General features: G+C 42.0%; 8 protein-coding genes. 7 read left to right on the top strand and 1 reads right to left on the bottom strand.

All coding sequences use genetic code 11. The features are described 5' to 3' along the window. The first annotated feature begins 4 nt into the window (after positions 1-4). The 7 genes from ACLI09_RS02120 (at position 5) to ACLI09_RS02090 (ending at position 14,410) form a co-directional block, all read left to right on the top strand. Entirely contained in the window at positions 5-1,495 is a 1,491-nt protein-coding gene (locus ACLI09_RS02120; protein ID WP_411417930.1) for a RagB/SusD family nutrient uptake outer membrane protein, read from the top strand. A 361-nt stretch (positions 1,496-1,856) separates the two neighbouring features. Then, positions 1,857-2,396 carry a hypothetical protein gene (locus ACLI09_RS02115; RefSeq protein ID WP_411417929.1) on the top strand — a complete coding sequence of 180 codons (540 nt, stop codon included), beginning with the start codon at positions 1,857-1,859 and terminating at the stop codon, positions 2,394-2,396. 154 nt (positions 2,397-2,550) lie between these two features. After that, complete coding sequence (locus ACLI09_RS02110) at positions 2,551-4,032, top strand: vanadium-dependent haloperoxidase (protein WP_411417928.1); 1,482 nt, start codon at positions 2,551-2,553, stop codon at positions 4,030-4,032. Between the two features lie 146 nt (positions 4,033-4,178). Next, positions 4,179-6,305: an FG-GAP-like repeat-containing protein gene (locus ACLI09_RS02105; protein ID WP_411417927.1), complete on the top strand. Its 2,127-nt coding sequence runs from the start codon at positions 4,179-4,181 to the stop codon at positions 6,303-6,305. A 39-nt stretch (positions 6,306-6,344) separates the two neighbouring features. Further along, positions 6,345-9,629 carry a VCBS repeat-containing protein gene (locus ACLI09_RS02100; protein WP_411417926.1) on the top strand — a complete coding sequence of 1,095 codons (3,285 nt, stop codon included), beginning with the start codon at positions 6,345-6,347 and terminating at the stop codon, positions 9,627-9,629. A gap of 128 nt (positions 9,630-9,757) precedes the next feature. Next, positions 9,758-12,943, top strand: coding sequence for a SusC/RagA family TonB-linked outer membrane protein (locus ACLI09_RS02095; protein WP_411417925.1), 3,186 nt, complete (start codon positions 9,758-9,760; stop codon positions 12,941-12,943). A gap of 18 nt (positions 12,944-12,961) precedes the next feature. Further along, positions 12,962-14,410: a RagB/SusD family nutrient uptake outer membrane protein gene (locus ACLI09_RS02090; RefSeq protein WP_411417924.1), complete on the top strand. Its 1,449-nt coding sequence runs from the start codon at positions 12,962-12,964 to the stop codon at positions 14,408-14,410. A 94-nt stretch (positions 14,411-14,504) separates the two neighbouring features. Here ACLI09_RS02090 and ACLI09_RS02085 read toward each other — a convergent pair whose 3' ends face one another. After that, positions 14,505-16,622, bottom strand: a complete 2,118-nt coding sequence (locus tag ACLI09_RS02085) for a thioredoxin domain-containing protein (protein ID WP_411417923.1) — start codon at positions 16,620-16,622, stop codon at positions 14,505-14,507. Between the last annotated feature and the right edge of the window lie 312 nt (positions 16,623-16,934).

Genomic DNA, 16,934 nt, shown 5'->3' with positions numbered 1-16,934 from the left:
TTATATGATGAGAAAAATAAAGTTTACAATTGCAATACTGTCCGGAATTTTATTAATTAATTCGTGTGACACTAAGGATTTAGAATTAACGAATCCGAATGAGTTATCGCCGGAGACGTTCTTTTCGACCCCGGCACAGGTGGAGTCTGCCGCAAATGCTACCTATGCAAACTTGCAGACCATCGGCCTTTACGCAAGGAACTATTTCTTTGCTATGGATCTTATGGCACACGATGCCTTAGGAAACCCTCAATTAGAAGGTAACAAAGCGCCTTTCTCTAATTTCTCGTTCAATTCAGGAATTGACATCATCCAACTTTACTGGGAATCTTGTTTTAATGGAATATCAAGGTGTAATTTTGTACTGGATAACGAGGAAAGGATTAACACTTTGCCGGAGAGCATCTTATCTACCCAAAGAAAAAATAAATATCTGGCCGAAGCCCATTTTATGAGGGCCTATTATTATTTCCTTTTAGTAAAACGCTTTGGCGATTTGCCTATTTACCGTACAGGAACCATTGAAGGCGCCGCGAGGAGCCCTAAAGCAGAGGTGTATGCACTTATAGAAGAAGACCTGACATTTGCCGCTGCAAACCTTTTATCTAAAAGTGACGAGCAGGCAGGAAGGGCCACTAAAGAGGCTGCTTATGCCCATTTAGGTAAAGTACTGTTGTACCAGGAAAAATATGATGCGGCTTTAGCTGCGTTTAACCAGGTTACAGGTTTTAGCTTAGAGCCGGCGGGCAGCTTTTACAACAACTTTAAGGAAGAGACTGAGCATGGTGTAGAATCAATTTTTGAAATTGAATTTGATGAAGACTTCGGAACCGGCAACATGTGGGACGCGAGTAGTGGTAGCCAGGGTACTGGTTTTGCCGAGTCTACCCTTAGGGGCCAGGAGTACGGCAACAAAAGCTGGTTTAACGTATACCCGTCAGATGATCTACTTGATGAGTATGAGCCGGGCGATACCCGTTTTGGCGACACCTTTTATGTACCGGGTTCTACCTGGGCCGGAGGTACGATGGTTGCCAGTGATTTTACCACAGCTGCAGGTATAAGGAGAGCAGGATGGAAAAAATACCAAAACTATTACAGGCGCGTTGATGAGGCTATGCAATCGAGCATTAACTTCAGGGTTATGCGCTACGCCGATGTATTGCTAATGAAAGCAGAATGCGAAAACAAAAGGCCGGGAGGTTCTCAGGCTGCTGCTATTGCTTACATTACGGAAGTTAGAACAAGGGCTGGTTTAACTACAAACATTAGCCCGAATGCAGCAGACGTTTTTGCAGCAATTGTTCACGAGCGTAAGGTAGAATTTGCCGGAGAGCAACTTCGTTTTGACGACATCATCCGTTGGGGCATTGCCAGCACAGAATTACAAGGCACTGGTTTCCAGGTAGGTAAACATGAGTTATGGCCTATACCAGACAGGGAAACATCAAGTAATCCTAATATAACGCCAGCGGATAATAATCCTGGTTATTAATATAAACAACATTAGTTAGTTAGATTAGTTAGAGTTAGTATTTTAGTTAAACAGCGCATGAAAATGCGCTGTTTTTCAATTTAACCGCAGCACAATGCTTAAATATGAAGCGCTATTGCTTGTCAAATATGAAGAGTAGAAATGCCTGTGATACTATTCTTTTCAATTAAACAGGCAACGTAAAATAGCTGTAAATTAAATTTCTTTAATTTACAAGGAAGTGATTAACTGTAAACTACACGAGGTTATTATAAAATACTGAGTAGACTATTAGAAAACAAATTAAAATACTGTATACCAACAATTAAAAAAATTCTTAATATCTGAATAAAGTTTATACATAAGTATAACTGTAATAAACATGAAGAAGATTGCGTCACTATTTTTAATCGCAGCATTGTTTTACAATGTCTTGGGATTTTATATGATATTTGCTGAACAACGGGAGCAAGTATGGGTGGCTGCTATGGAGAAAACTGAAGAACAAAATTTTGAAGTAATAGAACTTACCATTAACCCCTACGGGTATATTGTTGACTCTGGTTTTGAAAACGCAAATGAAGAAATTGTTGTAGGCAACAAAAGCTATCACGTTTTTAAGAAAAGGATTCAAAATAACGTTTTAAAATTTTATTGCCTTAGGAATTCGGATAAAAAGGTGTTTAGCAGCGATTTTAAAAAGATTGTTGACAGCCATTTATTTGATACCGATTCAAACAAAGAAAACTCTAGTAAAAAAATAATAAAATCACATATAAAAGATTTTATCCCTAACAACCAAAATATAGTACTTAACGATAACTTTATAACCCACCCGGTTACAATATCATCATATCATCCGCAAAGCGCTTTACTTTCCGGATACTTTACTCTGAATTACCCCCCTCCTAATATGGTATAGTTCCATCAATGTTAACATTAAATAGCCTTTTAATGGCAATCTGCTGGTGCATTATATCTTTAGTTTATTACTAAAGACTCTATTTGCTGCCTAAATGTTAACATACAATAAGCATTTATTATTGGAAGAAACTATAATAACCATATTAAAAATCATGATAAAACTTTACAAATTATTATTTAAAGTATTATTATTTAATGCTTTAATAAGCAGTTTGCATGCCCAGACCAAACTAGATAAAAATAAAATCAGCGAACCGGCAGGCATTAATAACATGGCCTATAAATGGGGTACCATGGCAATAACTGCTACGGCTAACGATACAGATAAATTCAGGCCCAGGCCCACAGTAACATCGCGTATGTTAGGATTAACTTTTGTAGCTATTTTTGATGCCTGGAGCCGCTACGATGAAAAAGCCATACCGGTGTATCTAAAGGATGTTAAAAGAAGGCCGCACAAAGAACATACTTTAAAAAATAAGGAAATCGCTATAAGCTATGCCGCTTATGGTGCGCTTTGCGAATATTATTACAGCGATAAGGCGTTGTTTACGTCATATATGAAAGAACTGGGCCTTGACCCCGCAAACAAATCGTTAGACCCCAATACGCCAGAAGGAATTGGCAATCTGGCTGCAAGGGATGTTATAGCAGCCCGAAGAGGCGATGGCGCTAACCAGTATGCCGAAGAAGAAGATTCTAATGGGGTATTTTATTGCGATTACACAAAATATACACCGCTAAACCCTATAGACAAAGTTAATGACATCAACCACTGGCAACCAAAAAACTTCTCTGACGGAAAAGGCGGAAAATTTTGCCCTCCATGCTTAACACCTTTTTGGGGTAAGGTAAAACCGGTGGGATTGCAATCGGGCAGTCAGTTTCGTGCCGCCCCCCCTCCATTAGTGGGTTCAGAACAAATGAAAAAGGAAGTAGACGAGGTAATAACACTACAGGCTAATTTAACTGACGAAAATAAAGCCCTCGTTGAATTTATGAGGGACGGGCCAAAATCTGTGCAGCAGGCCGGCCACTGGCTTAAATTTGCCCAGGAGGTTTCGGTAAGGGACAACCATACCCTTGATGAGGATGTAAAAATGTACTTTTTAAACCAAATTACAGCCATGGATTGCTTTATTGCATGCTGGGATACAAAAATGTTTTACGATTCATCAAGGCCTTATGCTTTAGTACACTACTACTATGGCAATAAACCCATAACTGCCTGGGGAGGCCCCGGAAAGGGGACTATGGAAATAGAGGGAGAGGAATGGACACCCTATTCTCCGGACACTTTTGTATGCCCACCATTTCCCAGCTATGTTTCGGGCCATAGTACTATAAGTGCAGGTTGTGCTGAAGTCCTAAAATTATGGACGGGTAGTGACACATTTGGAGCATCTGCAGAGTTGGTAGCAGGGGCCATGACGGAACCAAACAACTTAGGAAAAAGGGTTACACTCAAATTTAACACGTTTACAGAAACCGCCAATATGGCAGGTATTTCAAGGGTTATGGGAGGATACCACATACAGGCAGACAATGTAGAAGGCCTCAAGTTAGGCCGGAAGGTGGCTCATGCCGAATGGAAGTTTTATAATGAACACATTGGTAACAACACAATCAAATGATAACGCAAAAACTATTACGCAAGCGTTACACCGCAGATAATGCTATCCGGCCTCCTAAACATTTTGCTATCATCAACATTAAACCCTTATTGTTGCTATTTGTAGTTTTATTTGGGGCAGTGTCGTGCGAAAACTCAAGTGATAAAATGGTTAAGATTTTAGCCGCCCGTTATAAAATGTATGACGTAAGAAAGAACCCGTTCTCATCAGAGGCGGAAGTGGCGTATTACGACTCCATAATTAAAAGCTCAGACGAAGGATTCTTTAAATTATCCCATGAATTAAAAAAAGGCGATGCGTTGTTAAAACTTGGCAGGGAAGCCGAAGCTGTGGCAATAATAGAAGGTACCATTAACAAGATGAAGGCACTGAACGGCAACGAGGATAAGGAGGCACTTAAGTCATTGGCCATAGCCTATATGAGGCTTGGAGAGAAACAAAATTGTGTTAATGACCATAATGCTGCGTCGTGCATCATGCCTATTGAAAAAAAGGGCATCCATACCATACAGCATGGGTCTAAAAAGGCTATTGAAATATATAAGAAACTCCTTACTATTGAGCCGGCAGACTATGAATCGAGGTGGCTGCTTAATGTGGCCTACATGACCCTGGGCGGCTATCCCGCAGATGTACCCAAGCAATGGCTGATACCTAATCTTGATACAGAAACTTCGGGATACAGCCTGAAACCGTTTATAGATGTGGCGTCAAACGTGGGCATACAAGGCAGAAACATGTCTGGCGGGGTAATTATTGATGACTTTAACAACGATAATTATTTAGACATCGTAATTTCTAACTGGAGCCTCGATGAACCCATGCATTACTACCAGAACAATAAAAAAGGCGGCTTTACCGATGTGTCAAAAACGTCACAATTAGCCCGGTTTACAGGCGGGCTGAGTATGACGCAGGCCGATTATGATAACGATGGCGATGTTGATATTTTTGTATTAAGGGGGGCTTGGATGCACCAATATGGACGGCAGCCTAACTCGTTGCTGCGCAACAATGGCGACGGCACGTTTACCGACGTAACCATTAAAAGCGGGCTGTATTCTGAATTCCCTACCCAGGCCGGCACCTGGAATGACTTTAATAACGATGGCTACCTGGACCTCTTTATAGGTAACGAGTCAGGGCCAGGAGAAGTATATCCTTGCGAATTGTACATCAATAACCAGGATGGTACATTTAAAAATATTGCCCAAGAAGCAAAATGCGACGTTAAAAGCTTTGTGAAAGGAGTAACATCAAACGATTATGACAACGACGGGGATATTGATATATTTCTGTCGGGAATGGAAAAAAGAAAAATCTTATTAAAAAATACCGGTGTTAAAAACGGTATCCCACAATTTGTAGATGCCACAGATGCAGCAGGCCTAGCGGCAATAAAGGCATTTACCTTCCCCACCTGGTTTTGGGATTATGATAATGATGGCTGGCAGGACCTTTTTGTATGCGGCTACAAGTTTGAAGGCTCCATTTCGGGTAACGTTGCTAAAGAAGAACTGGGCATACCTAATGATGGGAGCAAAATGTACCTGTACCATAACAACCATGATGGCACTTTCTCCGACGTTTCTGAAACAGCAGGGCTAAACAGGAGCGTATTTTCTATGGGGGCAAATTTTGGTGACATTGATAACGATGGCTTTTTAGACATGTATCTCGGCACCGGCAACCCGGATTATAAATCGCTTACACCAAATAAACTGTTTAAAAACCTGGGCAACGGACAATTTGCCGATGTTACGGTATCCAGCCGCGTAGGCAACTTGCAAAAAGGCCATGGCGTGGCTTTTAATGACCTGAACAATGATGGCAATACCGACATTTTTATCGAAATGGGCGGCGCTTACAGGGGCGATGTGTTTAATAACTCTTTATACCTTAACCCGGGCCAAAATGACAACCGCTGGATAAAACTGATATTAGAAGGCACAGACAGTAACCGGTCAGCCATTGGAACCAGGGTAAAAGTAAGTTTTAAGGAAAACGGTAAATCACGCTCTGTATACAGGGTGCTAAACTCAGGCGGCAGCTTTGGGGCATCGTCTTTAAGGATGGAAATAGGCATAGGCCAGTCGGCGAGCATTGACCAGATTGAAGTTACCTGGCCAAAAAGCAAAAAGAAACAGGTATTTAAAAACGTAAAGCCAAACCAGAACATTAAAATTACCGAAGGGGAAAAAGATTTTATAAAAGTTGACATTAAAAAAACCCCATTCCCTACTACCGCTTCAAAATCGGGCCTTTGTATCTAAAATATCAGACAAAATAACTTATAGAAATATATGAAACGTATGAAAATAAATGCACTGTTTTTTGGCCTCACAAGCTTATTGCTTCTCGCCAGCTGTTCTAAAGAAGAATCAGGTGAGGAAATATTTGCTACGTTAAGCCATTCTGACACAGGTATTGAATTTAGCAATAACCTTACCGAAAATGACTCCCTTAACTATTTTACCTATGGTTATATTTACCTGGGGGGTGGGGTTGCTACAGGCGATATTAATAATGATGGCCTTGTGGACGTGTTTTTTACCGGCAACCAGGTATCAAACAAATTGTACCTTAACAAAGGCAACCTAAAGTTTGAAGACATTACTAAGAAAGCCGGCGTGGGCGGCGATTCCCGCTGGTATACAGGTGTTACCATGGCCGATGTAAACGGTGATGGTTTCCTTGATATTTACTGTAGCGTAGGTGGGAAATTTGGCCCCAAGAATAATGAACTCTACCTAAATAATGGCAATGGCACTTTTACAGAAAAAGCGAAAGAATATGGCATTGACGACATAGGCAACAGCGTGCAGGGTACTTTTTTTGACTATGATAAAGATGGCGATTTGGATTTATTTGTAGCGAATTACCCCCCTACAAGATTTAATTCGCCCACAAGCGATTATCTGCAAATGATGGTGAATGTTAAAGACCATGAATCAGGGCACTTATATAGAAACGACGGTAACCATTTTGCCAATGTTACCGAACAGGCCGGTGTAAAAGCCTACGGGCTGTCTCTTAGTGCCACAGTGGGCGATATAAACAACGACGGCTGGCCGGATCTGTATGTTTCAAACGACTTTAATTCGCCCGATTTTATGTACCTTAACAACCAGGACGGTACATTTAGGGAAGTGGTAAAAGAAGCTACGGCCCACAATTCTTTTTACGGGATGGGCGCCGATATTTCTGACTTTAATAACGATGGCAACCTGGATATCTTCCAGGTAGATATGGATGCTAAAGACAACCGGCGCAAAAAAGCAAACATGTCGAGCATGAACCCGCAGCTTTTTTGGGATATAGCCGACGCAGGCTTTAACTACCAGTACATGCACAACTGTATGCAGCTTAACTCAGGCGTTTATGAAAACGGAATCCCGCATTTTAGCAACGTATCGCGCATTACAGGCACTTCGTCTACCGACTGGAGCTGGGGGCCTTTATTCGCAGATTTTGATAACGATGGCAATAAAGACCTGTTTGTAAGCAACGGAACAAGAAAGGAAATTAACAATAATGACTATTTCCATAGTTTTTCCCGTGAGAAATTAACACCTGCAGAAGTGCTCAAAAGGTCTCAGGAAATACCTTCAGAAAAAATTGATAATTTCATGTTCCAGAACCATGGCGATTTAAACTTTGAATATGTAAATAAAAAATGGGGCATTGAGTACAAAGGTTTTTCAAATGGTGTTGCCTATGCTGATTTAGATAACGACGGTGATTTAGACCTGATTGTTAACAATATAGATGACTATGCCTCTGTATTTGAAAACTCAAGTTCAGAACTTAACAATTACATAAAAGTAAAATTTAAGGGCAGTTCAAAAAACACCTATGGTTTAGGAAACCGCGTATATGTAAAAACAAAAAAAGGGACGCAGCTTCAGGAACTTACACTGACAAGGGGCTTCCAGTCTTCTGTTGCGCCCGAACTGCATTTTGGCGTAGCGAAAGAAAATACAATAGAAGAGGTAAAAGTAGTGTGGACCAATGGTAATGTGCAAAAATTATCTAATGTAAAAGCAAACCAGACACTTACCTTTAAAGAACAGGATGCTAAACCTGAAGCGGTGGCACAAACCGCTAGACCTACCCTGTTTACAACCGAAACCGCAGTATTCCCGGCTTATAAGCACGAAGAAAATAAATATGATGACTTTAAAGACCAGGTGTTAATGCCCCACAAAATGTCGTCTTTTGGCCCTGCTATTGCTGTAGGCGATTTAAATAAAGACGGGCTTGACGATTATTTTATTGGCGGCTCTGCGGGCTATGACGGTAAAGTGTTTCTGCAGGCTAAAAATGGCTTTGCAGAGAAAAGCATCCCGGCATTAGAGGAAGATAAAGCAAGCGAAGACACCGGTGCGTTAATTTTTGATGCCGATAATGACGGTGATAACGACCTGTATGTTGTAAGCGGTGGATATGAATTTTTAATGAACGACCCTAAACTACAGGACAGGCTGTACATAAACAACGGCAAAGGAGATTTTACCAAAGCCCCCGCGGGTGTACTGCCATCAATGCTTACCAGCGGGTCTAAAGTATACCCTGTAGACTATGACAAGGATGGAAAACAAGACCTCTTAGTATTAGGCAGGCAGGTTCCGGGGCAGTACCCCTCGCCTGCAACTACCTATTTGCTGCATAACATCAGCACGGCTGCACAACCAAGGTTTGAAGTTTCTAAAAAAGCGCCTAAGGAGTTTGTTGATTTAGGTATGGCTACAGGTGCCGTGATTACCGATTTTAATAATGACAAGGCAGAAGATATCATCATTGTGGGCGAATGGATGCCCATACGTGTTTTCCAGAATACGGCCTCGGGCTTTAAAGAGGTTACAAAAAGCCTGGGCCTTAACGATGATACCACCGGCTGGTGGTGGAGCATAGAGCAGGGCGATTTTGATAAGGATGGCGACATGGATTATATTGTGGGCAACAACGGCCTGAACTACAAATACAAAGCTACCCCGGATGAAACTTTTGATATTTTCGTGAAGGATTTTGATAATGACAAGCACAAGGATATTGTATTGAGCTACTATAATGATGGCAAGCAATACCCGGTGCGCGGCCGCGGCTGCTCGTCTCAGCAGATACCTAATATCAAAAAGAAATTTAAAGACTACGAGAGTTTTTCTGAAGCTACGCTGGTTGATGTATATACCGAGAAATCCCTTAAGGAAGCCTTACACTATACAGTAAAATCGTTTGCCAGTATTTATTTAGAGAACAAAAACGGCAAGTTTGTAATTCATGAGCTGCCTGTAGCCGCACAGCTTACCTGCATTAACCAGGTTATGGTTAAAGATTATGATAAAGACGGTAACCTGGATGTTATAATAGGCGGTAACCTGTATGGCTCTGAAGTAGAGACACCCCGCAATGATGCTGGCCATGGACTGTTTTTAAAAGGAAATGGTAAAGGGGCTTTTAAACCCATAACCGCACCTGATAGCGGATTCTTTACTCCGGGCGATGTTAAAAACATGGCAGAGATTAATGTAAAGGGCAAAACCTATCTCCTGGTAACTAAAAATAATTCGTTTTTACAAAGCGTTAAAATCAATTAAGCTGAGTCCTGCTTCTATAGTTTTTATAAAAGCGGGCATCTTTAAAATTTAAAATCAATATCACTACCGTTGTTTTAACCGGGGCACTATTGTGTCCTGGTTCAGGCAATGCTATACACTAAAAATACATGAAGCAAAACTATATATACCGTTTTTTAGCAGCGCTAATAAATAGAAACGGGCTAACCATGCTGTGTTTTCTCTTATTTTCTATTTCTGTTTACGGGCAAACCACTACAATTGAAGGGCAGGTTACCGACAGTAATAACCAGCCGGTACCGGCTTCGACCATCCAAATCAACAATACTGATGAGACTTTTGTAACCGATGAAAACGGTTATTTCTCTATAACCACAACCGCCCGGTTTCCTATAGGGCTAACCGTTACAATGCTGGGCTATGAAACCCAGAATTTTGTGGTGAGGACAGACAAAAATATCAAGATTGTATTGCAAAGCGCTTCAAGCGAATTAGATGAAGTATTGATTTCCAGCGGGTACCTGTCTCAGAAAAAATCGGAGTTTTCAGGCTCGGTTGCTACGGTTACGGCCAGCCAGTTACGCAACCGCCCCACTACAAGCTTTGACCAGCTGCTGGGCGGCCAGGCTACGGGTGTAGATGTAATTCAGTCTTCGGGTGTGCTAAACAACACCCCAGTCATCCGCGTAAGGGGCTTAAACACCATTACATCAGGGCTTTTCCCGTTAATAGTGGTAGATGGTGTTGCCGTGTTTACGGGTTCGTTAGGCGGCTTTGTAGGCAACAACCCACTATCTGAAATCAGCCCTAGCGATATTGAGTCCATCAATGTGCTTAAGGATGCTTCGGCGGCGGCCATATATGGTTCCAGGGCGGCAAACGGGGTTATGGTAATTACCACTAAAAAAGGGAAGAAGGGAAAAACCCGGTTTAACTACAACACCTGGCACAGCCGCAGTACGCCTTATAACCTGCCCAAGTTGCTAAATGCGAAAGACTACGCCATGATTAAAAATGAAGCACTTGTAAATGCAGGAAAACCGGAAGGTTTTTTCCTTATGACCAATGCTGATGGCAGTACTGTAGATACAAACTGGTATGACGTGGCTTATGAACCCGGTTTTTCAAGCAACCACAACATTAACCTTTCGGGTGCTAATGATACTACACAATACTACTTTTCTGTTGATTACAGCGACCAGAACAGTTTTATAAAAAACAATACATTTCAAAATTATATTACGCGCTTAAACATAAGCCACGAGGTAACTAAGTTTATAAGGGCCGGGGTAAATGTATCCTACAGCAATGCTAAAAATGTGGGGCCTAATACGGGAGCCGTAGCGGGCAACACCCTTTCTTCGTCAACGTATAATACAGAGTATATTACTAACGAGCCTTTGGGCAGGATGACCTATGTACTGCCGCCCAACGTACCGGTGTATAATGCCGATGGGTCGTACAGCATACAAAACGGCATCAGCGTGGGTTACGGGGCTAATATCCCTTCTATTATCGGTACCATTAATGCCTACAATTTAGCTATGGTACAAGACCTTGATTTAACGACTTCAATAAGCAAATCACTTTTAGGGAATATATTTGGTGAACTTGACATCACCAAAAAAATAATGTTCAGGACCAGTTTTGGCCTCAATAACATTGGCCTTCAAAATAAGTTAGTGCTTAACCCCACCCACGGGGGCGGGGCCGCGTTTAACGGGGTGGCTACTAATATAGCTGCTGATTTATTGCGGACGGACTGGGCAAATACCATTACCTACAAAGACACTTTTTTAGAAAACCACCACATAGGGCTAATGGTAGGCTATGAGCAAATTAAAACCTCCATGAACAGCTGGGGCGCTTCTCAAACTAATGTAACCGACACCTACTATAAAAATTACCAGGGCAGCTATGCCAATATTTCGCCTATAGGCAACGAACTGTATGAAAATGCACTCCTGTCTTATTTTAGCAACCTTAACTATAATTTTAAAAACAAGTACTTCCTTACCTTAAATTACAGGATTGACGGCTTATCAGCATTGTCTGCCGGAAACAAATACGGCAATTTTGGTGGCGGTTCTGTAAGCTGGAATATAATGGAAGAACCGTTTTTAAAAGGCTCAACGGTAAACAGTGTATTTGATAATTTTAAGCTAAGGGGCAGTTATGGTATAGTAGGAAACAGCGAGATAGGCAGCTATCCGGCCATAGGCACTTATAATTCATCTACGTATGGAGGGTCGCCTACCCTGGGCTACTCTCAGGCTGCTAACCCCAATTTAAAATGGGAAACAAGCTCAAAACTCGACTTAGGGGTAAACTTCACGATGCTGAACAACAGGGTTTCGGTTGAATTTGACTATTTTGACAACAAAATTAAAGACCTTATCCTTAAAGCCCCGCAAGCGCTTTCGGCAGGGATACCCGGTAACTACATAAACGAAAATGTGGGCGGCATGTATAACACCGGCGTTGAACTAGGGGTTAACGCGCTTGTGGTTAACGGCAATAACTTCAGCTGGAATGCCGGGCTTAACCTTTCTACCCTTAAAAATAAAGTAACCTCATTAGTGAGCGATGTTTTTGTGCCAAGTGTTTTTGGGGTACAGAACATGACCCGTGTGGGTTATTCTATCGGCTCGATCTTCGCGGTGCCGAATAAAGGTGTAAATCCAGATAACGGCCAGATGATTTTTATAAACAGCAGTGGCAGGGAGGTACAGTACAACCACATTGGTTCGCCAAAATGGACCTACCTTGACGGCTCTCCCGCACCGGCTATAGACAATTATAAAGATGGGGTTATACAGGGGCCGTCGTTGCCAAAACTATTTGGAGGATTAAACAATACCTTTAATTATAAAAATTTTACGTTAGGCGTTAACCTTACCTTTGCCCAGGGCAACAAACTCTATAACGGCACACGGGCAACCAATTCTGACCAGCGCTATTTTAACAACGGCGAATTTATAAAAAACAGGTGGACTACCCCAGGGCAAAAAACAGATATCCAGAAGCTGTATTATGGCGATAATGTGTCGGCAGGTTTTTCATTTTCAAGCACTTCAAAAGTAGAGGATGGTTCATATATTAAATTTAAAAACGTGTCATTGGGCTATAATGTGCCGGTAAGCGCGGCGTTTTTTAAAAACACCTTCAGCTCACTTTATGTGTATGTACAGGGCAGCAACCTGCACACTTTTACCAAATACCGCGGCTCTGACCCCGAGGTTTCTATTAACGGGAATTCTATAAATTCAGGTAAAGACCAAAATGTGCCACCCTCTGCACAGGTATATACTGTAGGGTTAAATGTTGGATTTTAATTATCAAAAACAAACAAAATGAAAAAATATATTTTAATCAGCTGTGTTGTAATGCTGTTTGCAACAGCCTGCAGCGATGACATGTTAGACACACAGCCCCAAACCAGCATCCCGGAATCAATAGCATACAGCACGCCCGAGAAAATTTTGGCGCAGACCAACAACCTGTACAAGCAATTGCAAAACCAAAGTTTTTATGGCGGCAGGTTTATTGTGTTTAATGAGCAGCGGGCCGACCAGTTTGGACAAAATGACGGCAACGCGGCAACCGGTTCGGCGGTTTGGAACCAAAACGTGGCCTCTACAAACGATTTTGTAAACAATGTTTGGTCGGTAGGCTATACGGCAATCAACGCCGCTAACATTTTAATCAGCAAAATGAACGAAACCACTGTGATTTCTGATGAGCTGGCTAAAGACTACATTGCCGAAGCAAAATTTGTGCGCGCCTTTTGCTATTTCAGCTTGGTGCAAACCTATGCCAAACCGTATAACCAGGATAAAAATGCCTTAGGTTTACCTCTGCGCTTAACGCCTATCACAACTTCAGGAAATAATGATTTGGCGCGCAGTTCGGTAGAAATGGTGTATACGCAAATTCTGAAAGACCTGGATGAAGCCGAAGCAGACCTGCCTGTGGGCTACACAACACCGCTGCTCAATGCGTCGAGGGCTAAAAAAAGCACAGCGATTGCACTGAAAACAAGGGTACTGCTGGCGCAGAATGATTTTGCAGGAGTGATTGAAGAGGCTACAAAAATAGTGTCGGGAACACAGCCTTACCAATATACTGAAGGAGGCGTAACCCTAAAATTAGAGGCTAATTTCGCTACGATATTTGGCGGCAGCTACACCGGGACCGAAGCTGTTTTTTCTATTCCCTTTGCAAATACGACCACCGAAACGCCTTCAGCACAATATGCGCTGGCTTACAACTATTTAACGCAGCCCATTATTTTCCTGGCAGCGGCAGGAATTGTTAGCGACCCGGCCTTAAATTCAGCCACCGATGCACGTTCTTCACTTATTGGCACCAGCCCGGCAAATCAAAAAGTCTTAAAAAAGTTTAGCGTTACAACGGCGCCTTTCAGGGATTATGTACCCGTAATACGCTACGCCGAAGTATTGCTCAATTATGCCGAAGCAGCGGCTAATATGAATGATTTACAAACCGCAACATCACTTTTAGAAGCGGTAAGGCACCGTTCGGCTCCCGCTTATGCATTTCCTGCTGCTGACATTGCAACACAGGAAGCACTGCTTGCCACCATACAAAAAGAAAGGGATATTGAGTTTTTAGGCGAGGGCATACGGCTTATGGATTTGCAAAGAAAGGTACAAACACTGCCCGCAAAAACAGGCTCTATAGGTACCGCGCCATTAGTATTGCCCACCAGCAGTAACTACATCTGGCCCATACCCAGCGGCGAAATATCTGCAAACAACCTGATGGAACCAAACCCTTAAAAAGGAAAAGTAAATACCGGAAAAGTAAAGGAGACAGTAGCGTACTCACCTGAGTAAAGCTGTTGTCTCCTTCGCTTTTTATTCATATCTCTCCTTACAGCCCGCCCTTTTTTATACTGGCAACTGCTGTTGCAGCATCCGTTTCGGGCCGTTTACAGGCTTTATTTACGCAAACATAAATATACGTTTCGTTGTCTACAAAACGGTTTTCTAAAATGGGCAGCTTACTGTCTTTAGTGGCGCCTGCAATAAGGATGTTAGGCAGGTAGTAGCTTTGCAACTGCGTTGTTTTGGCAAGCGCGTCTTTCCCTGAAAGTGCCACCTCATAAAAGTTACCGGTATAATTGAGCATCAAATCGAGCCAGTTATAATACTCCGTTGGCGATTGCAGCGCATCGCCTTTTACAGTATTAAGCATTTGCCGGGCCGTTTTGGCATAAGCAGCATCTGAGTAATAGTGCCCTAAAAGGAACAGGTTGTGGGCAAGTACCGAGTTAGAACCGGGAATTACATTGTCGGCAATTTCCATTTTACGGGTAATCAGGTTGGCTGCAGCATCAGATGTAAAATAAAACAATCCCGATTTTTTATCGTAAAAATGCGCCATGGCATAATCAGTTAACTGTTTGGCCTTTTGCAGCCATTTTTCGTCAAAGGTTATTTGGTACACTGCAATAAACGCGTCTGCTACTGCCGCGTAGTCTTCAGAAAAACCTGCAATGCTGCTTTTACCGTCTTTATAACTGTGGTATAAACTGCCGTCTTTCTGTAGCTGGTGCTGCAAAATAAAACGCGCGTTTTTTAAGGCAACTTCTTTAAAATGCTCATTTTTAAACACCCTGTAAGCGCTGGCATAGCCCTTTATCATCAGGGCATTCCATGAGGTAAGGGTTTTGTTGTCTAAATGGGGCTGTGGCCTTTTGTTCCTTGCCTTTAATAGGGTTTGTTTCCAGTTTTTCAATTTGGTTTCAAGCTCTGAGAGGCTTAGTTTGTTTTTAATCGCAAAGGCCTTATCTGATTGTGTTTTATATAAAACGTAGTTTTGGTTTTCCCACAAGCCGTTTTCATTAACGTTGTAATACTGCTCAAAAAGAGGATAATCAGACTTTAACAACGATTGCAGTTCTTCCTTTTTCCAAACGTAATACGCGCCTTCTTCGAGTTTTTGGGTGCTATTTTTGCTGTCGGCATCTAATGACGAATAAAATGCTCCGTTAGCGGCCATGAGTTCGTGTTCAACAAAATTAAGAGTTTCATATACGGTTTGTTTATACAGCCCATCTTTCGTAGCCAGATAAGCGTCGGAGTACAAACTAACCAGTTGAGCGTTGTCGTACAGCATTTTCTCAAAGTGAGGGATGTGCCATTTCGCATCGGTTGAATACCGTGAAAACCCGCCGCCTATGGGGTCGTAAATACCACCGTTAGCCATTTTTGTAAGCGTTGTCTGCACGTAGTCCTGAAGCTTTTTATCATTATGCTGAACGCTGTAGCGCAGCAAAAAATGCAGGGCATCGGGCATGGGGAATTTTGTGTCGCCCAGTAATCCGCCTTCTGCATAATCTAACTGATCCTGCCATAAAGTTACGGCCTTAGAAACGTCTGCATTTTTAAAATCCGCTTCACCAGTATTTACGGCAACTATTGCCGATTCTTTAATCCCTTTCACCAGCTTATCAGCATATTCACGGGCTTTTTCAGGGTTGTTTTTGTACAAACCCGATAGTTCGGTAAGCGCTTTTGTCCACTCCTCTTTCGTAAAATAAGTACCCCCAAAAATGGGGCGGCCATCCGGCAGCGCAATACAGTTTAAGGGCCAGCCGCCTTTGCCGGTCATTAACTCTACAGCATCCATATACACCTGGTCAATGTCAGGGCGCTCTTCCCTATCCACCTTTATACTGATAAAGTTATCATTCATCAGTTTAGCCACAGCCTCGTTTTCAAAACTTTCTTCCTCCATCACATGGCACCAATGGCACGCAGAATAACCTACCGAAATAATAATTAGTTTATTCTCGGCTTTGGCCTTATTCAGGGTTTCCTGGTTCCAGGCTTTCCAGTTTACCGGGTTATGCGCGTGCTGCAACAGGTAGGGGCTGGTTTCGTTGATTAAGTCGTTAGTATATTTATGATTTTCAGTATCATTATTTTTGCCATTACAGCCTATTAAAATGAACGAAATAAGGAAAAAACAGTAGAGGATACGCATATGGGGCGATATAAGAAATTGAGACTATTAAATTTAAACGGCTTGCTTTAATGAACAAATCTAAGGTAGTAATTTATATTGAACAGCACGATGGGGAAGAAAAATACAATCGCTAAACTAAAAATGCTCCCGTGTGACAGGAGCATATTTTCTTTGCGGGGGGTATATCCCATTCCGGCGAATAACATATTATAATTCCAGTTGCCAGTTAATGGATTTTCTTAATTGTAATCCAAATACAAACAAAGTAAGTTTTATTAAAAACCCCTACGGAGTTACCATGAAAGGGAAATAGAATCTTTATTTCGTAAG

The organism is Flavobacterium sp. RHBU_24 (assembly GCF_046613695.1).
Classification (GTDB): Bacteria; Bacteroidota; Bacteroidia; order Flavobacteriales; family Flavobacteriaceae; genus Flavobacterium.
The sequence above is the reverse complement of the archived record's forward strand: the minus strand, read 5'-3'. Positions and strand labels throughout refer to the sequence as shown.

Coding starts and splice junctions, on each gene's coding strand:
- ACLI09_RS02120 (WP_411417930.1), top strand. CDS start 5: ATGATGAGAAAAATAAAGTTTACAATTGCAATACTGTCCGGAATTTTA.
- ACLI09_RS02085 (WP_411417923.1), bottom strand. CDS start 16,622: ATGCGTATCCTCTACTGTTTTTTCCTTATTTCGTTCATTTTAATAGGC.
- ACLI09_RS02090 (WP_411417924.1), top strand. CDS start 12,962: ATGAAAAAATATATTTTAATCAGCTGTGTTGTAATGCTGTTTGCAACA.
- ACLI09_RS02095 (WP_411417925.1), top strand. CDS start 9,758: ATGAAGCAAAACTATATATACCGTTTTTTAGCAGCGCTAATAAATAGA.
- ACLI09_RS02110 (WP_411417928.1), top strand. CDS start 2,551: ATGATAAAACTTTACAAATTATTATTTAAAGTATTATTATTTAATGCT.
- ACLI09_RS02100 (WP_411417926.1), top strand. CDS start 6,345: ATGAAAATAAATGCACTGTTTTTTGGCCTCACAAGCTTATTGCTTCTC.
- ACLI09_RS02115 (WP_411417929.1), top strand. CDS start 1,857: ATGAAGAAGATTGCGTCACTATTTTTAATCGCAGCATTGTTTTACAAT.
- ACLI09_RS02105 (WP_411417927.1), top strand. CDS start 4,179: ATGGTTAAGATTTTAGCCGCCCGTTATAAAATGTATGACGTAAGAAAG.